This is a genomic window from Stenotrophomonas sp. NA06056 (assembly GCF_013364355.1).
In the GTDB taxonomy this organism is placed as follows: Bacteria; Pseudomonadota; Gammaproteobacteria; order Xanthomonadales; family Xanthomonadaceae; genus Stenotrophomonas.
In genome coordinates this window covers 2,306,157-2,329,363 of the sequence record NZ_CP054931.1, presented here as the reverse complement: position 1 = coordinate 2,329,363, position 23,207 = coordinate 2,306,157, and the positions used below count along the sequence as shown (strand labels likewise).

The 23,207-nt window shown below is 65.9% G+C and carries 15 protein-coding genes; 13 read left to right on the top strand and 2 right to left on the bottom strand.

Annotated elements, in window-relative coordinates; all coding sequences use genetic code 11:
- The first annotated feature begins 31 nt into the window (after nt 1-31).
- From HUT07_RS10245 to cueR, 8 genes are all read left to right on the top strand, one after another.
- The gene (locus tag HUT07_RS10245) at nt 32-1,621 is read left to right on the top strand and encodes a calcineurin-like phosphoesterase family protein (protein ID WP_176020856.1); all 1,590 of its coding nucleotides are present in this window, start codon (nt 32-34) and stop codon (nt 1,619-1,621) included.
- 48 nt (nt 1,622-1,669) lie between these two features.
- Nucleotides 1,670-1,954, top strand: a complete 285-nt coding sequence (locus HUT07_RS10240; protein ID WP_176020855.1) for a hypothetical protein — start codon at nt 1,670-1,672, stop codon at nt 1,952-1,954.
- An 84-nt stretch (nt 1,955-2,038) separates the two neighbouring features.
- A complete protein-coding gene (locus HUT07_RS10235; RefSeq protein ID WP_176020854.1) occupies nt 2,039-3,061 on the top strand; it encodes a glucokinase in 1,023 nt (340 codons plus the stop codon).
- A gap of 52 nt (nt 3,062-3,113) precedes the next feature.
- Nucleotides 3,114-4,112 (top strand): N(4)-(beta-N-acetylglucosaminyl)-L-asparaginase, encoded by a 999-nt coding sequence (locus HUT07_RS10230; protein ID WP_176020853.1) that lies wholly within the window; start codon nt 3,114-3,116, stop codon nt 4,110-4,112.
- On the top strand, nt 4,109-4,840 hold the full coding sequence (locus HUT07_RS10225) for a copper homeostasis protein CutC (RefSeq protein ID WP_176020852.1): 732 nt from the start codon (nt 4,109-4,111) through the stop codon (nt 4,838-4,840). The genes HUT07_RS10230 and HUT07_RS10225 overlap by 4 nt, the downstream gene beginning before the upstream one ends.
- A 300-nt stretch (nt 4,841-5,140) precedes the next feature.
- Nucleotides 5,141-8,098, top strand: coding sequence for a TonB-dependent receptor (locus HUT07_RS10220; RefSeq protein WP_176020851.1), 2,958 nt, complete (start codon nt 5,141-5,143; stop codon nt 8,096-8,098).
- Between the two features lie 336 nt (nt 8,099-8,434).
- A complete protein-coding gene (locus HUT07_RS10215) occupies nt 8,435-10,936 on the top strand; it encodes a heavy metal translocating P-type ATPase (protein ID WP_176020850.1) in 2,502 nt (833 codons plus the stop codon).
- Nucleotides 10,937-10,948: 12 nt separating this feature from the next.
- A complete protein-coding gene (cueR, locus tag HUT07_RS10210; protein WP_176020849.1) occupies nt 10,949-11,401 on the top strand; it encodes a Cu(I)-responsive transcriptional regulator in 453 nt (150 codons plus the stop codon).
- Between the two features lie 77 nt (nt 11,402-11,478).
- On the opposite strand, the gene HUT07_RS10205 is transcribed toward cueR, so the two are convergent.
- Both HUT07_RS10205 and HUT07_RS10200 read right to left on the bottom strand, forming a co-directional pair.
- Entirely contained in the window at nt 11,479-11,673 is a 195-nt protein-coding gene (locus HUT07_RS10205; RefSeq protein ID WP_176020848.1) for a heavy-metal-associated domain-containing protein, read from the bottom strand.
- Nucleotides 11,674-11,825: 152 nt separating this feature from the next.
- Nucleotides 11,826-14,900, bottom strand: a complete 3,075-nt coding sequence (locus HUT07_RS10200) for a TonB-dependent receptor (protein WP_176020847.1) — start codon at nt 14,898-14,900, stop codon at nt 11,826-11,828.
- Nucleotides 14,901-15,964: 1,064 nt separating this feature from the next.
- Here HUT07_RS10200 and HUT07_RS10195 point away from each other — a divergent pair.
- The 5 genes from HUT07_RS10195 to HUT07_RS10175 all read left to right on the top strand — a co-directional run bounded on the left by HUT07_RS10195 (nt 15,965) and on the right by HUT07_RS10175 (nt 23,159).
- The gene (locus HUT07_RS10195; protein ID WP_176022523.1) at nt 15,965-18,403 is read left to right on the top strand and encodes a GH92 family glycosyl hydrolase; all 2,439 of its coding nucleotides are present in this window, start codon (nt 15,965-15,967) and stop codon (nt 18,401-18,403) included.
- A 96-nt stretch (nt 18,404-18,499) separates the two neighbouring features.
- Complete coding sequence (locus HUT07_RS10190; RefSeq protein WP_176020846.1) at nt 18,500-19,549, top strand: LacI family DNA-binding transcriptional regulator; 1,050 nt, start codon at nt 18,500-18,502, stop codon at nt 19,547-19,549.
- A gap of 70 nt (nt 19,550-19,619) precedes the next feature.
- Entirely contained in the window at nt 19,620-20,933 is a 1,314-nt protein-coding gene (gene fucP, locus HUT07_RS10185) for an L-fucose:H+ symporter permease (RefSeq protein ID WP_176020845.1), read from the top strand.
- 7 nt (nt 20,934-20,940) lie between these two features.
- Entirely contained in the window at nt 20,941-21,936 is a 996-nt protein-coding gene (locus HUT07_RS10180) for a carbohydrate kinase (protein WP_176020844.1), read from the top strand.
- Complete coding sequence (locus tag HUT07_RS10175; protein WP_176020843.1) at nt 21,933-23,159, top strand: AGE family epimerase/isomerase; 1,227 nt, start codon at nt 21,933-21,935, stop codon at nt 23,157-23,159. Before HUT07_RS10180 ends, HUT07_RS10175 begins: the two co-directional genes overlap by 4 nt.
- Nucleotides 23,160-23,207: the final 48 nt, after the last annotated feature.

The window sequence follows — 23,207 nt, the reverse complement described above, 5'->3', positions numbered from 1 at the left end:
TATGGCGTCTTCTTTTTCCCGGACCGCCCCCATGAAACTGCCTGCCGCGTGGCTGTGCTGCCTGTTGCTGACCTCGCCGGCCTGGGCCGCGGACACCGTGGTCAGCGGCAAGGTCTATCTGGAGCGTGACGCCAAGCCGGGCCGCGGTGCGACCGATCCGGGCCTTGCCGGTGTGCAGGTGTCCAACGGCGAAGTAATCGTCAAGACCGCCGCCGATGGCAGCTACAGCCTGCCGGTGCGTGACGGCCAGACGGTCTTCGTCATCAAGCCCGATGCCTATTCCTTCCCGAAGGCCGCCGACGGCCTGCCGTCGTTCTGGCGGCACTATCGCCCGAACGGTTCACCAGCGCTGAAGTACGGTGGCATTGCGGCGACCAGCGATGTCGCCCGCAACTGGGACTTCGCCCTGCAGAACGACCGGCATGACGGCCGCCGTGGCTTCCAGATGCTGGTGTTCACCGATTCGCAGACCGCCAGCCTGCGGGACATCGGTTACTACCAGCAGGCGATCGTGGCGCCGCTGGTGGGGCAGACCAAGGCGCGCCTCGGTACCACGCTCGGAGACATCGTCAACGACGACCTGACGCTGTACCCGGCGATCAACAAGGTCACCACCGAGCTCGGCGTGCCGTGGTTCCACGTGCCCGGCAACCACGATCTGGATTTCGACGCGGCCAACGACGCGCATTCGTTGGACAGCTGGCGCAACATCTACGGCCCCGACACCTATGCGGTGGAAGAGGGCGGCGCCAGTTTCGTGTTCCTCGATGACGTGGTGTACGACCCCAACGCCAAGCCCAAGTATGTGGGTGGCCTGCGCGAGGATCAGTTCGCCTTCCTTGCTGCCTACCTGAAGGGTCTGCACAAGGACCGCCTGCTGGTGCTGGGCATGCATATCCCGCTGTTCGATGCGGCACCGGGGCGCGAGACCTTCCGCCATGCCGACCGCCAGCGCCTGTTCGATCTGCTGAAGGACTTCCGCAACGTGCTGGTGCTCAGCGGCCACAGCCACACCCAGCAGCACGTCTACCACGGCAAGGCTGACGGCTGGCAGGGCGCCAGGCCGCTGCACGAGTACAACGTCGGTGCCAACTGCGGTGCGTTCTGGTCGGGCGTGAAGAACGCCGCGGGCGTACCGGACAGCACCATGAGCGATGGCACGCCGAAGGGCTATGCACTGCTGGACGTGGCCGGCAACGGCAGCTACCGCCTGCAGTACCGGGTGGCCGGTGCAGCCGCCAGCGAGCAGATCGGCCTGCATGCACCGAAGGTGCTGCGCAAGGGCGCGTACCCGGCATGGGGCGTCTACGCCAACGTCTACATGGGCGAGGATGCCAGTGTGGTCGAGTACCGCATCGATGGTGGCGCCTGGCAGCCGATGAAACAGGTCAGCCAGCCTGACCCGCGACTGCTGGTGGAGAACGTCGCCGATGATCTGGCCTCCACGCTGCGCGGCTACGACCGTTCGCCGGAAGCCACCGCCTCGCCGCACCTGTGGCGTGGCGCGTTGCCGACCGACCTCGCCGTGGGCAGCCACAAGGTCGAGGTGCGTTCCACCCAGCCGGACGGTGCGGTGTTCACCGCCAGCACCAGCTACAGTCTGCAGACCGCGCAGCCCTGAGCACCGGCCGCGCTGCCATCACCAACTTCCATCACGAAAGGACGCAGCATGGATATCCGCTTCATGGCCGGCACCACGCCGGTGACCCTCAGCCGCCACTGGTTCACCGGCGCGATGCTGCTGCAGAGCGCCAGCGAGAAGGTCTGGGTGCAGCATCCGCTGCATCCGGGCACGCACTTCTCGTTCTCGCTGGTACAGTCGTGGCAGCGCCATATCGGCGGCCATGAAGTGCTGGTGGAGCGGACCCGCCCGCTGCTGTTCGCCGGGTTCCGTCCGCAGCGCCTGCGGGTGCTGGTGGATGGCGTACAGGTGGCCGAGCAGGAAGGCATGTGACCCCGGGGGTGGTATCGCCGCGCTAGGCAAAGGCCGGCCGATGCCTGAGAATCGGGACGATTCAATCGATCCAAGCAGGCCAGCGTGAACGTTGCAGCAGCGTCCCCGGTTCCATCCGACTCCGCCCGCGGCGGCGTTCCCCGCAGCCTGGTGGTCGCCGATGTCGGTGGCACCTTTGCCCGCCTGGCGCTGGCTGAGACCATGCCGGGGCAAGCACCGCGATTGGGCAGCTACCGCACCTACGCCTGCGCCGACCATCCCAGCCTGGCGGCAATCCTGGCTGATTTCACCGCCAGCCTCGGTCAGCCGATGGTCAGCGCGGTGGTCGCCATCGCCGGCCTGCTCGACGGCGACACCCTCATCAATGCCAATCTGCCGTGGACGGTCTCGCTGTCGGCCACGCGCCGCCAGTCGGGCTTGCCCGACCTGCAGTTGATCAACGATTTCGAAGCGGTGGCGCTGGCCATTCCCTACCTGCAGGCCGATACGCTGGTGCCGTTGAACGGCGATGCCGATCCCGCCAAGACGTTCCCGGCGCTGGTGCTGGGGCCGGGCACCGGCCTGGGTGCGGCCTTGCGCTTCGCCGATGGCGAGCGCCCAGTGCTGGCCAGCGAGATCGGGCACGCTGCACTGGGTGCCGGCAACGCGCTGGAACTGCATGTGCTGGGCCAACTGCTGCAGCGCTGGCCGCATGTGGACAACGAACGCGTGCTGTCCGGCAGCGGCCTGATGAACCTGTACCCCTGCCTGTGCGAACTGCGCGGTGCGACGCCGCAATGGACCAGCACCGAAGCGCTGATCGCAGCCGCGCGGCAAGGCGACGATGCGCTGGCGGTGGAAACCCTGCAGGTGTTCTGCGCCTGGCTGGGCAGCCTGGCTGGCGACGCGGCGATCGCGGTGGGCGCGCGCTCGGTGTACCTGGCCGGCGGCATTTCCACCCATGTGCAGGACTTCCTGGCCGACGGCCGATTCCGTGAGCGCTTCCTCAACAAGGGCGTGCTGACCGACGTGCTGCGCCAGGTGCCGGTGTGGCGAGTGGAACATGGTCAGCTGGGCGTGCTCGGTGCAGCCGCCTGGCACGCCGCGCGGACACCCGCGCACGGTTGATCGACGCTGCCGGCATCGGGCCGGCGGGCGCAGCATGCAGACGGAGGCGAAGATGGTGGATCGCAGGCAGTTCCTGCAGGCCGGTGCACTGGCCGCAGGCGTGGCAGCATTGCCGGTGGTGAAGGCGCGTACGCAGGGCGGAGCCAAGGTGATATCGACCTGGGACTTCGGCGTGCCGGCCAACCAGGCCGCGTGGAAGGTGCTGTCACAGGGCGGCACTGCGCTGGATGCGGTGGAAGCCGGTGCACGCTGGGCCGAAAGCGAGCTGTGCAATCCCACCGTCGGTCATTGCGGCAACCCCGACCGTGACGGCGTGCTGAGCCTGGATGCCAGCATCATGGATGGCGACGGCCGTTGTGGCGCGGTCGCTGCACTGGTCGACATCCTGCATCCGGTGTCGGTGGCCCGAAAGGTGATGGAGAACAGCCCACACGTGCTGCTGGTGGGCGAGGGCGCCCAGCAGTTCGCCGTGCAGCAGGGCTTCGAGCGCCAGCACCTGCTGACCCCGAAGGCCGAAGCGGCATGGCGCGAATGGTTGAAGACCGAGAAGTACGCGCCGCAGATCAATGCCGAGCGCCGTGAAATCCCCGGCAACAGCGACAACCACGACACCATCGGCATGCTGGCGCTGGATGCCAAGGGCAACCTCGCCGGTGCCTGCACCACCAGCGGCATGGCCTGGAAGCTGCACGGCCGGGTGGGCGACAGCCCGATCATCGGCGCCGGCCTATATGTGGACAACGAAGTGGGCGCAGCCACCGCCTCGGGTGTCGGCGAAGAGATGATCCGCAACGCGGCCTCGTTCCTGGTGGTGGAGCTGATGCGCCAGGGGCGCTCGCCGGCACAGGCCTGCCGCGAGGCGATCGACCGCGTGGTGCGCAAGCGACCCGAAGCCAGCCGCACGCTGCAGGTCTGCTTCCTGGCGATGAACAAGCGGGGTGACGTCGGTGCGTATGCCTTGCATCGCGGCTTCGTCTACGCGGTGTGCGATGCGCAGCGCCAGGATGACCTGCGCGACTCGCCATCGATCTATACGAGCACGCAGGCGTGAGCACGCGCCGCACGCTGGAGATCGCCAGCAACTCGGTGGCCTCGGCGTTGGCCGCGCAGGCTGGCGGTGCGGATCGCATCGAACTGTTCGACAACCTTGCCGAAGGCGGCACCACACCGTCGTTGGCCAGCATCGCCGTCGCCCGCGAGCGGCTGCAGATTCCGTTGTTCGTGCTGGTGCGACCGCGCCCGGGTGATTTCCACTACGACGCGCTGGAAACTGAGCTGATGCTGCGTGACATCGCCCAGTGCCGCGCGCTGGGCTGCGACGGTGTGGTGATCGGTGCGCTGGATATGCAAGGTGGTATCGACTTGCCGCTATGCCGGGAACTGCTGCAGGCTGCCGGACCGCTGCAGGTGACCTTCCACCGCGCCTTCGATGCCGCCCGCGATCTGCCCGATGCGCTGGAACAGGTGATCGGGCTGGGCTGCCAGCGGGTGCTGACGTCCGGCGGCCAGGCCAGCGCCGAAGCCGGAGCGGATGTGCTGGCCGCGCTGGTCGCACAGGCGGCCGGTCGGATCAGCGTCATGGCCGGCGCAGGGCTTGGCCCGGGCAACATCGCCGCCGTGGCGCGGCAGACCGGCTGTGCCGAACTGCATGCCTCGGCCAAGGGGCAACGGCGCTCGGCCATGCAGTTCCAGAACCCGGCCCTGCGCGGGCTGGACCCGGACTGGAGCCAGACCGCGACCGCCACCGTGGCCGCCCTGCGGAAAGCGCTGGACGGCTGAGTTTCCATCGCCGTCAGGCCAGTGACGGACAAAACCGTTCTGCGCGAGTGTGTCGCAACCTTGTCATCAACATCTGCGCTGTCAGCGTAACGATGTTTTCCAACCCATTGATTCAAAAGGTTACTGATTCGCGCCAGCAACGCGCGACAGTCGGATGCTGCGTCGCCACATGCCGGGCGTGGTTCAGCTGTGCTTTAGTTTGGATCGATCCACAGGGGAGGGTGATCGAATCGAGTTGGATCGGTTCAACGCCCGGGATCGCCATCCGACCGCGCGTCCACCATCCGAGAGCATCCGCCCATGGCTCAGTCCGTCCGCAACCGTCGTCATCTGCTGTCCCAGGCCCTCGTCCTTGCCCTGTTGCCCTTCGCAGCGGGCGCGCAGGAAGCGGCCACGTCGTCCACCAAGGACCTCGATGCCGTCACCGTTACCGGGTCGCGTATCAAACGCGCTGGCGTCGAGGGCCCGGCCCCGGTCAACGTGATCACCGCCGCACAGATCCAGAAGGAAGGCTTCGTCACTGTCTACGACGCCCTGAAGACGCTGACCGAGGCGACCGGTACCGTCGAAGCGGCGTCGCAGTGGGGCTCGCATACCCCCAATGCGAGCGGCCTGAACCTGCGCGGCATGGGCCCGAACCGCAGCCTGCTGCTGGTCAACGGCCGCCGCGTGGCGGACTACCCACTGCCCTATGGCGGCGAGACCAATTTCTCCAACTACAGCAACATTCCTGCCGCTGCCGTGGAGCGCATCGAAGTGCTGACCGGCGGCGCGTCGGCGATCTATGGTTCGGACGCCATCGCCGGCGTGGTCAATGTCATCCTGAAGACCAACTACGACGGCGACGAAGTGCGCGTGCGCGGTGGTACCTCCACCGAAGGCGGCCGCGATATCTGGGATCTGTCGTGGGCGGGCGGCAAGACCGGCGACAACTGGAGCGTGACCTACGCCCTGCAGTACACCAAGCGCGATCCGCTGTTCGGCCGCGACCGGCCGCAGATGGACGACGCTGACGATGCGCTGTACCCGTCCTGGAACATGGAACAGCGCAAGGTCGGTTTCCGTCCCACCGCGGGGCTGGCATTGATCGACCCCAGCACCGGCCAGCGCCTGGCACCACCGGACGGTACCTGCGAGAAATTCGCTGGCGAGTACTACACCGCCGATCGGCTGGTCTACAACTACAACGCCAATACGGTGAGCAACACCGGCCGCCTGTGCGGCATGAGCGCCGACTACGCCAACTGGCTGCTGACCGGCGGCTCGGAGAATGTGTCGGGCAATCTTTATGGCACCTTCGATTTCGGTGATGGCCTGCAGGCCTGGAGCAACCTGGCGGTATACCGTTCCGAGGCGATCTGGGGCACCAATCCACCCAGTGTTTCATTGATCGACGATGCCAACGGCTATTACTGGGATGCCAACCGCAATCGCCCGGTGCTTGGCGTGCGCCAGTTCACCCCGAATGAAGTCGGTGGCCTGGATACGCTGCGTAACACCAACCGCGAGTTGTCGTGGGATGTCAGTGCAGGCCTGCGCGGGCGCCTGGCCGATCGCTTCGACTGGAGCGCCACGGTCGGCCGTTCCTACTACCGCGTTGAAGAGCGGCAGAACGTGGTGGACGAGCAGAAGTCGTACGACTTCTTCCTCGGCCCACGACTGGGCACCACCGCCGACGGCGAGGCTATCTACGCATTGAACGAGTCGCGCTGGTGGAACCCGATCACCCCGGACCAGTACTGGCAGATGGGCACGGTCGCGAAGAACCGCGCGACGTCCTACGTCAACCAGGCCTCGGCCGACATCACCGGCGAACTGCTGCAGGGCTGGGCCGGGCCGATCTCGTTCGCAGCGGTCGCCGAAGTGGCGAAACAGGGCTATCACCTCAGCCCTGATCCGCGCGCCGGCATCGATTTCGATCTGCAGAACGTTGATCGTGGTGGTGGTGAGCGCACCCGCTATTCGGCCGGTGTCGAGTTCAAGATCCCGTTGGCCGACAGCCTGATCGCCACCGCTGCGGCACGCTACGACCGTTACGGCAGCTACAAGGCCGACGGCGATGGCGGGGCGCTGGATATCGGTAGCCAGAAGGAAACCACCTGGAACGCCGGTCTGGAATGGCGGCCGTTCGAGTCCCTGCTGGTGCGCGGCTCCTACGCGACCAGCTTCCACGCGCCGGACATGCACTACCTGCTCGGTCAGGCCAGCAGTTCCGAAGTGCTGACCTATGACCGCCTGCGCTGCATCGAGAGCGGGGCTTATCTGGTCAACAACTGTGGCGTGGGCAATACCGATGTCTGGTACGCGTTCGACGTGAACCGTCGGGGTACGCCGCTGCTGCGCTCGGAGACCGGCGATTCGTGGACGGTTGGCTTCGTCTGGGACGTGCTGCCGAACCTGTCGATGAGCGCAGACTACTGGGCGATCAAGCTGGAAGACATGATCGTCGACGTCGGTGCGGACGAAGTACTGGCCAGCGAGGCCGGCTGCCTGACCGGCAAGAACATGGACGGCACGCCGTGGGCGAACCCGGCGGGTGAAGCGTACTGCGCCGGCATCCTCGCGCGGGTGAACCGTGACAGCAGCGGGCGGTTGGTGTCGATCGAGCGTGGTCCGTTCAACCTGGCCAGCCGCGAAGTCCGCGGCATCGACCTGAGTGCGCGCTACCGTCTGGAGACGGCCGCATGGGGCAGTTTCCAGCTGGGGGTGAACTACACCAACCAGATCTCCACGAAGGAGCAGCGCTACGCCAACGATCCGAACCCGGAACGTCGCGACCGCGACCTGCGCAGCAAGCTGCGCGCGAGCCTGGCCTGGCAGCGTGGCAACTGGAATGCGAACGTGTATGCCGACCGCATCGGTTCGGTGCCGGGTGTGCGCTATCACTGGGGTACCGACCGTCTGGACAATCCTGGCGGCTGCCTGCCGTTCGCCGATGGCTATGTGCCCAGCGACAGCCCGTCGCTGAACTGCCTGGAGCCTGCCACCCGTCCTGATGGTTCGGTCAATCCGAACCCGAACGCCGGGCAGCAGACGGCGCGCTACTACGGTCGGGTCGGGCCGTTCATCACCTGGAACTTCAACGTCGGCTACCAGGTGACCGAGTTCATGAAGGTCAATCTGTACGTGAACAACGCTTTCAACGCGGCCAGCTGGAATCACAAGGACCCGTACAAGGTCGACTACGATTTCGCACCGACCCGCCTGCTGGGCGCGGTGGGCCGTGAGTTCGCGCTGGAATACGTGTTCACGTTCTGAGGAACGGCGGCGCCGGGCATGGCCCGGCGCCGCTCGCAGGGTGACGGGCAGCCACGCGTGGCGTGGCTCTACTGGGCGTGTGCGGGATGACGGGCGGCCACGCATGATGCGGCTCTGCTGGGCGTGGGCGCGGTGACGGGTAGCCACGCATGGCGTGGCTCTACTGGGGCGCGCGGGATGGCGGGCAGCCACGCGTGGCGTGGCTCTACTGGGGCTTTGCAGTAGATCCACGCCATGCGTGGATGGGTCGCCGGCGGAGGAGGGTGGATTTGACCTTCCCACGATGGCAAGGTCTAGGCTGGTCATCTCTCCAGATGGAACCAGGGAAACCAGGCCATGAGCACTGCCAGCGTTACTGCCGTCCCCGGGACGACGTCCACCCTCAGCCTGCCGATCGAAGGCATGACCTGCGCCAGCTGTGTCGGCCGGGTCGAAGCGGCCTTGGCCAAGGTGGAGGGGGTCGCCAGTGTCTCGGTCAACCTGGCCACCGAGCGTGCGGACATCCGTTCCTCTGGCCCGATCGACCGCGATGCCCTGATCCAGGCGGTGGAAAGCGTGGGTTATGAGGTGCCGGCTGCGACCACCGAACTGGCCGTGGAAGGCATGACCTGCGCTTCCTGCGTCGGCCGCGTTGAGCGCGCGCTGTTGGCGGTGCCGGGCGTCAGCCAGGCCAGCGTCAACCTGGCCACCGAGCGCGCGACCGTGCGCGGCGTCGCCGGCATCGACGCGCTGGTGGCGGCAATCGACAACGTCGGCTACGCGGCGCACGCGATCGATGGCGGTACCCAGGTCGATGAGGAAGCGGCGGAAAAAAAGGATGCCGAGCGGGTGGCGCTGAAACGCGACCTGATCCTGGCCAGCGTGTTGGCAGCACCGGTCTTCGTGCTGGAAATGGGCTCGCACCTGATTCCCGGCATGCATCACTGGGTGATGTCCACGATCGGCCTCCAGGCAAGCTGGTACCTGCAGTTCGTGCTGACCGCGCTGGTCCTGGCCATTCCGGGCCGGCGCTTCTACCAGAAGGGCTTCCCGGCGCTGCTGCGCTTGGCGCCGGACATGAATTCGCTGGTGGCGGTGGGTACCGCCGCGGCATTCGGCTATTCGGTCGTGGCCACATTCATCCCGCGCCTGTTGCCGGCGGGCACGGTGAATGTCTACTACGAAGCGGCGGCGGTGATCGTCGCGCTGATCCTGCTCGGCCGGTTCCTGGAGGTGCGCGCGAAAGGCCGCACTTCCGAGGCGATCAAGCGCCTGGTCAACCTGCAGGCCAAGGTGGCGCATGTCAGCCGCGAAGGGCGCATCGTCGATATCCCGATCAACGAGGTGCTGCTGGGCGACCTGCTGGACGTGCGTCCGGGCGAGCGCGTGCCGGTGGATGGTGAGGTGACCGACGGTCGCAGCTTCGTCGACGAATCGATGATCACCGGCGAGCCGATCCCGGTGGAGAAGTCGGCCGGCAGCAGCGTGGTCGGTGGTACCGTCAACCAGAAGGGCGCACTGACCCTGCGTGCGACGGCGGTGGGTGGGCAGACCATGCTGGCGCAGATCATCCGTCTGGTTGAACAGGCGCAGGGCTCCAAGCTGCCGATCCAGGCGGTGGTCGACAAGGTCACGCTGTGGTTCGTGCCGGCGGTGATGCTGGCAGCCCTCGCGACCTTCCTGGTGTGGCTGATCTTCGGGCCGTCGCCGGCGCTGACCTTCGCGCTGGTCAACGCCGTGGCCGTGCTGATCATTGCCTGCCCGTGCGCGATGGGGCTGGCGACGCCGACCTCGATCATGGTCGGCACCGGCCGCGGTGCCGAGATGGGCGTGCTGTTCCGCAAGGGCGAGGCGCTGCAGCTGTTGAAGGATGCCAAGGTGGTGGCGGTGGACAAGACCGGCACCCTGACCGAAGGCCGTCCGCTGCTGACCGACCTGGAGATTGCCGACGGCTTCGATCGCGCGCAGGTGCTGGCACGGGTGGCGGCGGTGGAATCTCGCTCGGAGCATCCGATCGCCCGCGCCATTGTCGAGGCGGCGACGGAGCAGGGCATCGCGTTGCCGGCGATGGATGATTTCGAGTCCGTAACCGGCATGGGCGTGCGTGCAACCGTCGATGGCGCACGCGTGGAAGTGGGCGCCGACCGTTTCATGCGTTCGCTGGGCGTGGACATCGGCAGTTTCGCCGTGCTGGCCGATCGCCTGGGCAACGAAGGCAAGTCACCGCTGTATGCCGCCATCAATGGCCGCCTGGCGGCGATCATCGCGGTGTCCGATCCGATCAAGCCGAGTACGCCGGCCGCCATTGCCGCCCTGCACCAGCTTGGCCTGAAGGTGGCCATGATTACCGGTGACAATGCCGCTACCGCGCAGGCCATCGCCCGCCAGCTCGGCATCGATGACGTGGTGGCCGAAGTGCTGCCGGAAGGCAAGGTGGAGGCGGTGCGCCGGCTGAAGGCCGCCTACGGGCAGATCGCGTTCGTCGGTGATGGCATCAACGATGCGCCGGCGCTGGCCGAGGCTGATGTCGGCCTGGCCATCGGCACGGGTACCGACGTCGCGGTGGAATCGGCCGATGTGGTGCTGATGTCCGGCAACCTGCAGGGCGTGCCCAACGCCATCGCGCTGTCGAAGGCGACCATCGGCAACATCCGCCAGAACCTGTTCTGGGCCTTCGCCTACAACACCGCGTTGATCCCGGTCGCAGCGGGCGCGCTGTACCCGGTATGGGGTGTGTTGCTGTCGCCGGTGTTCGCCGCCGGTGCGATGGCCCTGTCCAGCGTGTTCGTGCTCGGCAATGCGCTGCGCCTGCGGCGCTTCCAGGCGCCGATGGCGGACGCGTCCCATGTGGCTCATTGAAGGAGCGATTGCATGAACATCGGTGAAGCGTCGAAGGCGTCCAGCGTGTCGGCCAAGATGATCCGCTACTACGAGCAGATCGGCCTGATTCCGCCGGCTGACCGTACCGGCGCGGGCTATCGCGCCTATTCGCAGGCTGACGTGCATCGGCTGCGTTTCATCCGTCGCGCGCGTGATCTCGGCTTTTCGGTGGCCGAGATCGCTGACCTGCTGGGCCTGTGGAACGACACCTCGCGCCACAGCGCCGACGTCAAACGCCTGGCCGAGCAGCACATCGATGACCTGGAACAGCGCATCGAGAACATGCGGCAGATGGCCGATACATTGAAATCGCTGATCAGTTGCTGCGCTGGCGATGATCGCCCCGAGTGCCCGATCCTGCAGCGGTTGGGTGAAGGCGAGGAGGGCGCTGCGCCGGTTGCAGCGCCCGCAGGGGCAGTACGCAGGCGCGCGCGCAGGACCTGACGAAGACAGATGGAAAAGAAATGCCCGCCCCGGCACTTGCACGGGGGCGGGCATTGTTTACGTCGTTGGCAGGGCGATCAGGCCGTACGCGGCGGGAAACCCGCTTCGGTCAGTGCCGCGACGATCTGTGTTTCGCTGGCCGAGGTCTGCACCTGCACGCGGCGGCTGGCCGGGTCGGCCGACACGCTGGCCGCCGGATCGACCCGCTCGATCGCCTTGGTCACGCTGCGTGCGCAGCCACCGCAGGTCATGCCTTCCACATGGAATTCCATCTGTAGCTCCTTCGATTCGCTTGGGGGTGGCGGCAGTGTGCACGTTCCAACGATGGCAGGGTCAAGCGATACGCTGCACAAAAAACGGCAGCCACCTGTACCAGCGCGGCTGCCGTGGAGGATCGTCCCCGCGATGAGGCGGGGGTGTTGCCTTAGAACTTCCAGTTCACGCCGAAGTACAGCTGGCGGCCGGCATACAGGTTGGACAGCAGTCGGGCCTGGCTGTCGTTGCCGATGTAGCTGCGCAGCTCGGACTTGGTGGCGTTCAGCACTGCTGCAGTCACGGTCCAGTCCGCCGTGATGTTGTAGGCCACGTTCAGATCCAGCTGGCTGTATGGCTTGGTGTAGGTGGTGAGGCCGTTGTTGAGTCCACCCACCACTTCGCCACGACGGTTGTACGAGGCACGGGCCAGGAACTTCTCGTTCTCGTAGAACACGGTGACATTGGCCTGGTTCTTGGCGCTGCCGACCAGCGGCGACGAACCGATCTCCTCGCCATCCAGCACGATCGAGGCCAGGTTGGTGTCGTTGTAGGTGTAGTTGGCCTGGACACCAAAGCCCATGTCGAAGGTGTACTGGCCATACAGCTCCACGCCCTGCGACACGCCGTCGCGGCCGTTGGCTTCGGTGCTGTACTTCTGCACCACCACCGTTTCACCACCGACGGTCATCTGCTGGTCGCGCACCACCGGCACGGTGAAGTTGTCCACGTTCTTGCGGAACAACGCCACACCTGCAACCGAACCCGGCTTGAAGTACCACTCCAGGCCAAGGTCGAACTGCACCGCCTTGAACGGCTCCAGTGCCTTGTTGCTGCCCGAGCCGTACCAGCCGGGGGTGTCGGTGCCGCCAGCGACGCGACGATCGTTGCTGTATTCCTGGCTGATGTACTGCAGGCCGCCCGGATAGGCGATGCTGGTGTAGCCCGGGCGCGCGATCACCTTCGACGCGGCACCGCGCAGCACCAGGTTGTCGGTGATGTCCCAGGCGATGTTGAAGCTCGGGAGGAAGTCGGTATAGGTCTTTTCCAGCGAGCTGAGGGTATAGACCTTGTCGCGCACCTGGTTGTCCGGCAGACGCACGAAGCCACCCTGGCAACGCAGGTTCGGATCGGCGGCCGGGTCATCACAGCTCATTGGCGCGCCGCTGGCGTTGTCCACGAAGTAGTCGTTGAAGCGCTCGACCGAATCGCTGGACTGGGCGAACTGCTTGGTGCGCACCACGCGCACGCCGACATTGCCGCGCACGCGATCAGTGCGGAAGTTGGCCTGGAAGTAGCCCGAATAGATCTTCTCGTTGACGTCGTAGACGAAGTCTTCCTCGGTACGGTTGTGCGAGCCACCGTAGGTCTGGTTGAGGTAATCGATGTAGGCCGGGTAGTTGATGCCGGGGAACACGTTGGCATTGAAGCCACCGGCGATGTTGCTGATCGGGTTGGACAGGAAGAAGCCTGGCTGCGCATTGCCTGCGGTCGGATCGCAACCGGCCTGGTAACGATTGTTGTCATAGTCGGCCGGATCCAGGCCCTGGCAGACCCAGTAGGTGTTGCCGGTGTTGCGGTGCACCTGGCCGTCGCGGTACTTGGCGCCGAACTGGATCGAGTCCAGCCAGCCGGCTTCGAACATCTTGGTGACGTCGGCCTGGAAGTAGTTCTGCTTGACCTCGGTCTGCATCCACGACGAATCGGTGGAGCCGGTATCGACCTCGGCGACGCCAGCCATCAGCTGCTGCTGGATGTCCGGCGAGACGGTCAGCGACGGCGTGCCGGTCAGGTCCCACGCGGTGTACTGGTTGCCCGCCTGCCACTGGTCACCGACCTTGCGGCGGGGCTTGGCCGACATGCGGAAATTCATCGACGGGCCACCCTTGGACCAGGTGCGGCCGCCGGTGAAGCTGGCCTTCCACAGCGGGCTGATGTCCCAGTCGACGGTCAGGTCGGCAGTCTGCGAAAGCGCTTTTTCCTTGCTGTAGCCACCGGTCAGCTGTGGGGTGGGGATGGTGCAGTCATCCGGACCCCAGCCACCCGGCGGCAGGCCGGCTGCGGCAGCCTGGTCCTCGCTGCAGTAGTAGGTCTTGCCGGCAAGCTTTTCGTACTGCGCGCCGGTGACGATGCTGCCACTGGGATCGAAGCTCAGCCCGTTGAGCAGGCGTCCACCGGCCCAGTTGCCATCGCCGTTGTAGCGGGCCAGGTTCCACTCCGGCACCTTCAGCATGTTCTGGGTGTAATCACCCTGCAGCTCGAAGCGGAAGTAGTTCGCGGTCAGGGTCAGGTTGTCGATCGGCTTGAACTGGAAGGTCAGCTGGCCGCCCTTGCGTTCGCGCTTTTCTTCCTTCACCGCGAAGTTCACCGAGGTCGGCATGAAGAATTCGCTGTAGTTCGTGCCAGTCTGGTTGTTGAAACCGGACTGGCCCCACCAGTAGTGGATGCCATCCTGTTCCAGCAGGTTGCCGTTGGCATCGCGCGCGGTGGTGTTGTTGCCGTACCACTGGTAGTCCTCGGTGCTGGTCTCCATGGTGCGGCTGGTGCGCTTCTGCTGGGTCACGCCGACCAGCACGCCGAAGCGCTCGTCCTTGCTGTGCCAGGAGTACAGCGCCGAGACCTGCGGGTCGACGTCGTGGCTGGTGTCGGACGAGGTGCCTTCCAGGTTCACGTAGCCGGAATTGGTTTCCATATCCAGCGGACGGCGCGTGTGCAGGATGACCGTGCCACCGATGCCGCCTTCGTCGATGCGTGCTTCCGGCGACTTGAACAGTTCGGCGCTGGACAGCATGTTCGACGGCAGCAGGGTGTAGTTGAACGAACGGGTGGCTTCGTTGTTGGTTTCCGACGAGGCGACGTAGTTGCCGTTCAACTGGGTCAGGGTCAGGTCCGGCGCAAGGCCGCGCACGCTGACCGACTTGCCTTCGCCGCCGCTGCGGGTGATGACCACGCCCGGCACGCGCTGAAGCGCATCGGCCACGTTCTTGTCGGGGAACTTGCCAACGTCTTCGGCGGTGATGACCTCGACCACGGCGTTGGCGTCGCGCTTCTGCTGCAGGCTCTTTTCGATCGCGTAGCGGTAGCCGGTGACCTGGACACTGTCCAGGGTGGTGGCGTCCTGCGCGCCGGTCGTTGCCGCCTGCTGCGCGGAGGCGCCAAGCGGGGCGACGGCGGCGGCCAGGGCCAGCGCGATGGCCAGCGACAACGCGTCGTGGCCCTGCGTACGTGTTGAATGCTTCATTGCCATCTCTCCCTCTCTCCTGGATTGATCCGGTGACTGACTGACGCGGAAACTTGAATCGATCTAATTCGTGATGCCGATCTTGCCTTCGCCCTGCAGATGCAACGAGCGCCTGGCAGATGGCGCGGCACGTCCTGTCTTGCTCCCCAACTCCGGGCCATCGCGCTGTCGTCTTGGATCGATCTAAGCGATGGGCGGGGCGATTTTTAGCACGGCCACGGCGCCGACGCATGTTGCTGCGCAATATGGCAGCGACGTGTCGTGCCAATGACCCTTTGGGGAAAATTGCTGTAAGCGGTTACATGCGCAAACGGGGTGGGTCGGCCGGGCTGCGCCCGGCACCCGCAGAGGCGGAAGCGACGGCAACGTCAAAAGCAGCTCTGGTTTTCTATGGGTTTGGCGGGGCGGTGTGGGTTGGCAGGACACGCCGTGAACCCATCCATGGGGGCTCGATGGCGCCATCCATGGCGCCAACGGTCCTGCCAACCCACACCGCCCCGCCCTCGACACATCTCCGGTGACGGATGGTTCTTCGACGCCTTGTGTTGATCAAATCCATCGAAATCAAGTATCTCCATATCTGATTGAAGAGAACCCACGCATGACGTGGACCACGTGTTGACCAAGGTCGACACCCACCAGGAGCACGCCATGCAATTCCAGCAGATCGCGGGAAACTGTCGAAGGCGGGGTGGGTCCGGTCGCGGGGGTGTCCGCGGCATGGATGCCGCGGCCAAGCCCCCATGGATGGGTTTACGGCGTCCCCCGCAACCGGACCCACCCCGCCATCCCACGGAGTGCAGCTGTTGCCGTTGCCGTTGCCGTTGCTTCGGCCGTTGCCTCTGCGGGTGCCGGGCGCAGCCCGGCCGACGCCCATCCCTCATGCTGCGCCGCAGAATGCATTGGGCGAAATTCCCATGGTCTACTTGAATCGATCTAAATCCGCCGGGGTGCGGATTTGTACCGATGGAAACGAGGGCTCGGTCAGTGCGGCCGGTCCTTCGCTGCCGCCCTGCCGCCAAGGAGTCCTGCCCGTGACCAGGTTGTCCCGCCGTCGTCCCGCCCGCCGCCTGTCGGCACTGTCCCATCGGCCCCTGGCCCGCATTGCCTGCCTGCTGGCGCTCGCAGTGACGCCGTGGCTGCAGGCCGCACCGGCCGCGCTGGAGCGCGAGGTCAACACCTTCATCGGCAGCAAGGATGATGGCAACACCTTCCCCGGCGCCTCGGCACCGTTCGGCCTGGTCCAGGTCAGCCCGATCGGCAGCCACTACTCGGGCTGGCGCTATGACGACGACAAGATCCGCGGTTTCGGCCACTCCTTCATCTCCGGCGCCGGTTGCTGGGAGCAGGGCGGGCAGGTGTCGGTGCTGCCGGTGACCGGCAGCATTGGCCCCGGGGGCGATTTCGATACCGCCAACCCCAAGCAGTTCGACCACAAGGCGTATGCCTCTGCCTATACCCACGATGGCGAAATCGGTCAGGCCGGCTACTACAAGGTGCGCCTGACCAGCTACGGCGGCATCGACGCCGAAGCCACCGCGCGCACCCGCGCGGCCGCCGAGCGCTACACCTTCAGCCAGCGCCAGGGCGATGGCCACGTGCTGGTCAACGTCGGCCAGGCCAACGAACGCCATTCGGTCATCGGCAGCGTGGTCGACGTGGTCGGTGACCGCGTGGTTGAAGGCAAGCTGGTCACCAAGAGTTTCTGCGGTGGCCATCAGTACACCACCTGGTTCCGCATCGAGTTCGATCGTCCGTTCAAGGCGCATGGTACCTGGGGCGAGGGCGGTGGCCTGCCGGGCGCGCGTCACAGCATGGAAGGCGAGCAGAAGCCGAATGGCGCGTGGCTCAGCTTCGATCTCGCCAAGGGCCAATCGGTGACGGCGGTGAGCGCGATCTCGCACGTGGATGCCGAAGGCGCGCGCACCAATCTGCGCGCCGAGGGCATGCAGGGCGGGGCGCTGCTCGGCTTCGAGCGCATGCGCGCGTTGTCGCAGCAGTCCTGGCGGGAGCAGCTGGGCCGGGTGCGTGTGCAGGGCGGCACTGCCGACGATCGGACCGTGTTCTACAGCGCGGTCTATCACGCATTGCTGCAGCCGATGACCGGCAATGATGCCGATGGTCGCTACCGTGGCTATGACGATGGCATTCATCGCGCCGATGGCTGGACCTACTACGAATACTTCTCGCTGTGGGACACCTACCGTGCACAGAACCAGTGGCTGGCGCTGACACGTCCGGACGTGGCCCGCGACATCGGCCGCACCCTGCTGGCGATCGACGAGCAGGGTGGTTGGCTGCCGCGCTGGGGCTATGCCAATTTCGAGACCAACATCATGACCGGCGACCCGGTCACTCCGTTCCTGGTCGACCTGTGGCGCTTCGGTGCGCTCAAGGGCCGTGAATCGCAGGCCTGGGATGCATTGCGCCGCAACGCGTTCGGCACGCCGCCGCTGAACTCGCGGATGGCCGGCCGCTCCGGCAACCCGACTTACCTGGACAAGGGCTACGTGGTCTACGACCGTGCGTTCCCGTCCAAGGGCATGGATGTCGATCCGCACCATGGCGGCTCGGCGACGCTGGAATATGCACTGGCCGACTGCGCGCTTTCGCAGATGGCCGATGGCCTCGGCCATGCCCAGGATGCAGCAACGCTGCGCGAGCGTGGCCGCAACTGGCGCAAGGTATGGGACCCGCAGGTACGTGATGCGGAAACCGGCTTCAGCGGCTTCCCGCGCCCGCGCACCGAAGATGGCCAGTGGTATACCCCGGCGGACGGCCATTACAGCCCGCGTTCGCACCATGGCTTCCATGAAGGCACCGCATGGCAGTACCAGTGGCTGGCGCAGCAGGACGTGCCGGGCCTGGTCGAGGCGATGGACGGTCGCGAGCAGGCGGGCCGCCGCCTGGATGCCTTCTTCGCGATGGATGCGCTGCAGGCCGATCCGCTCAATGCCGCCCGCAAGGAATGGGTGGTCGGGCCGTACAGCTACTACAACCAGTTCCGCTACAACCCGAACAACGAGCCCGACCTGCACTCGCCGTGGCTGTACACGCTGATCGGCCAGCCGTGGAAGACCGCGGCGGTAGTGCGTGCGGCGCAACAGCTGTTCACCAATGCACCCAACGGCCTGACCGGCAACGACGACCTCGGAACGATGTCGGCCTGGTACCTGTTCAGTGCGATCGGCCTGTACCCTGCGGTGCCGGGCAGTGGCGAATTCCTGCTGCATACGCCGCGCTTTGCCAAGGTCGAGGTCGAGCTGGGCAATGGCCGTACCCTGCGCATCGAGGCGCCTGGCGCCGATGGCCGCCGCCTGCAGTATGTGCAGGGTGTGCAGGTTGACGGCAAGGCCCATGCGCCGGTGTGGCTGGGCTGGAACCAGCTGCAGCAGGGCCCGAAGCTGCGTTTCGCCCTCGATGGCACGGCGCCGACGCAGGGCTGGGGCACGGCGGTGAAGGATCTGCCGGTGTCCTGGTGTGCGGCACCAGGCAGCCAGCTGCACTGAGCCGGGCTGTGCCGTTCGAGGCAACCCAGCGAACGGCACGGCACGACAGGGCCGCGATCCATTAGGCTTGAGCATCCATCGGAGTGCGGGAAGACGATGAACGACAACGGCGACAGTTCAAGCAAGCGTTCCGGCAAGGCGGTGACGGTGACCGACATCGCCCGTGCCATCGGCGTTTCGCGCGCGACCGTGTCGCTGGTGCTGCGTGGCAGCCCGCTGGTCAACGTCGATACCCGCGCCCGGGTGGAGGCCGAGCTGCGCCGCCAGCGCTATGTCTACAACCGCGCCGCGGCGAACCTGCGGCGACGTACATCGTCCAGCATCGCCCTGGTGATCAACGATCTGTCCAACCCGTTCTTCGCCGAATTCGCCTCTGGTGTGGACGAAGCACTGGGCGGGCGTGGCTACGTGACCCTGCTCGGCAGTACCGGCGAATCACCCGAGCGCCAGCAGGCGGTGCTGTCCACGTTGATGGAACACACGCCTGCAGGCCTGATTCTGTCGCCGGCCGAAGGCAGCGATGCCACGCTGCTGCGGCAGGTGCTGGGTGCCAATGCCAACGTGTTGCTGTTCAACCGCGAACTGGAAGGCGCCGACTGGGACTTCCTGACCCTGGACAACCAGCATGGCGCCTACCTGGCCACCCGCCACCTGATCGAGCGCGGTCATCGCCAGATCGCGTTCTTCGGTGGCCACGCTGCATCGAGTTCCTGCCACCAGCGTCGTGCTGGTTTCCAGCAGGCGCTGGCCGAAGCCGGGCTGGCGCTGCCGCCGGGCTGGATGATCGAATCGGCACCCAACCGCCTGGAAGCGGCCGCGCGCACCGACGAATTGTTCGTCGACGGCCATCGGCCGAGCGCGGCGGTCTGCTACAACGACACCGTCGCACTCGGCCTGATGCTGGGCCTGAACTCGCGCGGTATCCGTCCAGGCGGTGACTTCGCGGTGACCGGCTTCGATGACATTTCCGAAGCGTCGGTTGCCGTGCCGCCGTTGACCACTTTGACCGCCGACCCGCGCGAACGCGGTCGGCAGGCGGCATCCCTGCTGCTGCAGCGGCTGGAGGAACCGGAGGCGCCGCCGCGGCGCACGGTCGCCCCGGTACAGTTGCGCATCCGCGAAAGCAGTGCCGCACGTCCCAATTGATGCTCTGCTACTGAACTGATTGCACCCTTCCACGCTTCAACGACCTTTCGCGCATCGAGGCGCGTACCGCATGCCGATCTCCGCAACGCCCCGCCCATCGGGTTCCTCGGGCAACCAGCCTGCCGTCACCAACGGCAAGGCGCTGGCCGTGGTCACCACCATCTTCTTCATGTGGGGCTTCCTGACCTGCCTCAATGACATCCTGATTCCGCACCTGAAGGCGGTGTTCGAGCTGAATTACGCCAAAGCAATGCTGGTGCAGTTCACGTTCTTCGGCACCTACTTCCTGATGTCGTTGCCGGCGGGACGGCTGGTGGCAGCGTTGGGTTACAAGAAGGGCATCGTGGCCGGCCTGGTGATCGCCGGCATCGGCGCGCTGGGTTTCTGGCCAGCGGCCGAGCTGCGCGTCTATGGCGCTTTCCTCGGCGCGTTGTTCGTGCTGGCCACCGGCATCACCGTGCTGCAGGTAGCGGCCAACCCATATGTCGCGCTGTTGGGGCCGGAACAGACCAGTTCCAGCCGTTTGACCCTGGCGCAGGCGCTGAACTCACTGGGTACGGCGATCGCGCCGATCTTCGGCGGCATGCTGATCCTGTCCAACACGGCCATGAGCGGTGAGCAGATCGCTGCGCTGCCGGCCGCCGAACAGCTTGCTTACCGTACCGCCGAGGCACATGCGGTACAGGGCCCCTACGTGGGCCTGGCGGTGGCGCTGGTGCTGCTGGCCCTGTTCGTGTTCCTGTTCCGTCTGCCGGCGCTGAACGACACCACCGAGCAGGCTGACGAGGGCCATCAGCACAGCTACCTGGATGCGCTGCGCAAGCGCCATCTGTTGCTGGGCGTGCTGGGCATCTTCTTCTACGTCGGCGCTGAAGTGTCGATCGGCAGCTTCCTGGTCAACTATCTGTCGATGCCCACCATCGGCGGTTTCAGCGAGCAGGAAGCCACCCACTATGTGTCGGCCTACTGGACGATGGCGATGATCGGCCGCTTTGCTGGTTCGGCTCTGCTGGCGCGCTTCTCACCGAGCCGCCTGCTGGCGATCTTCGCGCTGGTCAATGTTGGCCTGCTGACGCTGACCATGATGACCTCCGGCAATGTCGCACTGTACTCGGTGGTAGCGATCGGCCTGTTCAATTCGATCATGTTCCCGACCATCTTCGCGCTCAGCATCGAGCGCCTCGGCCCGCTCACCAGCAAGGGCTCGAGCCTGCTGATCATGGCCATCGTCGGTGGCGCTGTGGTGCCTTACCTGCAGGGCGTTCTGGCCGACCACGTCGGCGTGCAGGCCAGCTTCATCCTGCCGCTGCTGTGCTACGGCTACATCATTTTCTACGGACTGGTCGGCGCCCGCGCGCCGGCTGCCGGCACGCAGGGAGGCTGAGTCAAAAATGGGTTCCATTGTCTGCTTCGGCGAAATTTTGATCGATCTACTAGCGCAGCCGCCGGCCTCGGCCGATACACCGCGCGCCTTCCTGCAGTACGCCGGCGGGGCGCCTGCCAACGTCGCGGTGGCCGCTGCACGGCTGGGTGCGAAGACCCAGTTCGTCGGTATGCTCGGCCGCGACATGTTCGGTGACTTCCTGGCCGAGAGCCTGCGCGAGCACGGCGTCGGCACCGACTACATCGTGCGTACCGACGCGGCCAAAACCGCGCTGGCCTTCGTTGCACTGGATGCGAACGGCGAACGCAGCTTCAGTTTCTACCGCCCGCCTGCCGCCGACCTGCTGTTCCGTGACAGCGACTTCCGAGCGGGCTGTTTCGATGGCGCGCTCTGCTTCCATGTCTGCTCCAACAGCCTGACCGAAGCAGACATCGCCGAAGCGACGTTCGCCGGCATGGACCGCGCGCGTGCGGCCGGTGCGGTGGTCAGCCTGGACCTCAACCTGCGTCCGGCGCTGTGGCCGGCCAATGTCGATCCGACACCGCGGCTGTGGCAGGCACTGGAACGTGCCGACCTGGTCAAGTTGTCGCGCGAGGAGCTGGAGTACCTGGCGGCTCCCCTCGGCGACGACGGCGAGGCACTGGTGCTGCGTCGCCTGCTGGCTGCGCAGGCACGCTGGGTGATCATCACCGACGGCGCCGCCACGCTGCATTGGTATACCCGTGAAACGCAGGGCAAGGTCACCAGTTTCCGCGTCCCCACCGTAGACACGACCGCAGCCGGTGATGCTTTCGTTGGCGGCGTGCTGGTCGGCCTGCTGGAACGGGGTGGGGCGGGTGCCGGTTTTGCCGCGTTCTGTCAGGACCCGCAGGCCATCGCCGCCACCTTACGCTTTGGCGCTGCCGTTGGCGCACTGGCGGTAACACGCAAGGGCGCTTTCGCCGCGATGCCCTCGTTCGATGAAGTGCAGCAGCTGCTGCAGGCACAGGACCTCCCCGCATGAGCACCTCCCCCGAATTCCGTTCCTCCGCCTTCCTGCGCGCGCACATCGCCGAGACGATGGCGTTCTATCACCCGCGCTGCATCGATCCCAAGGGCGGCTTCTTCCACTACTTCCGTGACGACGGCAGCATCTACGATGCCGGCCACCGCCACCTGGTGAGCAGCACCCGCTTCGTCTTCAACTACGCCATGGCCTACCGCGAATTCGGCAATGCCGAGTATCGCGATGCGGTCGAGCACGGTGTGCGCTACCTGCGCGAGGTGCACCGCAACCCGGCCACCGGTGGCTATGCCTGGACCCTGCGCGACGGCAAGGTCGAGGACGACATGAACCACTGCTATGGCGTGGCTTTCGTGCTGTTGGCCTACAGCTGCGCGCTGAAGGCCGGTGTCGAGCAGGCCCGCGAGTGGATGGACGAGACCTGGCAGCTGCTGGAAGCGCGCTTCTGGGAAGCCGAGCACGGCCTGTACAAGGACGAAGCCGACGGCCAGTGGAACTTCACCGGCTACCGTGGCCAGAACGCCAACATGCACATGTGCGAGGCGATGCTGGCCGCGTTCGAGGCCAGTGGCGAGCAGCGCTATGTCGAGCGCGCGCTGCAGCTGGCCGACAACATGACCCGTCGCCAGGCGGCCAAGGCGGGTGGCCTGGTCTGGGAGCACTACGACGTCAACTGGAACATCGACTGGGACTACAACCTGGACGATCCCAAGCACCTGTTCCGGCCGTGGGGCTTCCAGCCCGGGCATCAGACCGAGTGGGCCAAGCTGCTTCTGATCCTGGACCGTCACGTGCAGGCCGACTGGCTGGTGCCGACCGCGCAGCATCTGTTCGACGTGGCCGTGGAGCGCAGCTGGGACGAGGTGCGCGGCGGCCTTTACTACGGCTTCGCGCCGGAGTCGCGCCGCCAGCCGGGGATGGATGGCGCGCCGATCGGCGGCGACAGCTTCGTCTGCGACGACGACAAGTACTTCTGGGTGCAGGCCGAGACCCTGGCTACCGCCGCGCTGATGGCCGCGCGCACCGGCGATGAGCGCTATTGGCAGTGGTACGACCGTATCTGGGCGTACTCGTGGGAGCACTTCGTCGACCATCGGTACGGCGCGTGGTTCCGCATTCTCGACGCTGACAACCGCAAGTACAGCGACGAGAAGAGCCCGGCAGGCAAGGTCGATTACCACACCATGGGCGCGTGTTACGAGGTTTTGAACGTCGTTCGTTGAACATCGCCCGAATGCAGTAGTGCCAGGCCATGCCTGGCAGAAAAAGAG

Bases quoted from the DNA above. Each gene is read 5' to 3' on its own strand.
- HUT07_RS10200 (WP_176020847.1), bottom strand. From the start codon at position 14,900: ATGGCAATGAAGCATTCAACACGTACGCAGGGCCACGACGCGTTGTCG.
- HUT07_RS10240 (WP_176020855.1), top strand. From the start codon at position 1,670: ATGGATATCCGCTTCATGGCCGGCACCACGCCGGTGACCCTCAGCCGC.
- fucP (WP_176020845.1), top strand. From the start codon at position 19,620: ATGCCGATCTCCGCAACGCCCCGCCCATCGGGTTCCTCGGGCAACCAG.
- HUT07_RS10245 (WP_176020856.1), top strand. From the start codon at position 32: ATGAAACTGCCTGCCGCGTGGCTGTGCTGCCTGTTGCTGACCTCGCCG.
- cueR (WP_176020849.1), top strand. From the start codon at position 10,949: ATGAACATCGGTGAAGCGTCGAAGGCGTCCAGCGTGTCGGCCAAGATG.
- HUT07_RS10190 (WP_176020846.1), top strand. From the start codon at position 18,500: ATGAACGACAACGGCGACAGTTCAAGCAAGCGTTCCGGCAAGGCGGTG.
- HUT07_RS10180 (WP_176020844.1), top strand. From the start codon at position 20,941: ATGGGTTCCATTGTCTGCTTCGGCGAAATTTTGATCGATCTACTAGCG.
- HUT07_RS10220 (WP_176020851.1), top strand. From the start codon at position 5,141: ATGGCTCAGTCCGTCCGCAACCGTCGTCATCTGCTGTCCCAGGCCCTC.
- HUT07_RS10215 (WP_176020850.1), top strand. From the start codon at position 8,435: ATGAGCACTGCCAGCGTTACTGCCGTCCCCGGGACGACGTCCACCCTC.
- HUT07_RS10175 (WP_176020843.1), top strand. From the start codon at position 21,933: ATGAGCACCTCCCCCGAATTCCGTTCCTCCGCCTTCCTGCGCGCGCAC.
- HUT07_RS10230 (WP_176020853.1), top strand. From the start codon at position 3,114: ATGGTGGATCGCAGGCAGTTCCTGCAGGCCGGTGCACTGGCCGCAGGC.
- HUT07_RS10205 (WP_176020848.1), bottom strand. From the start codon at position 11,673: ATGGAATTCCATGTGGAAGGCATGACCTGCGGTGGCTGCGCACGCAGC.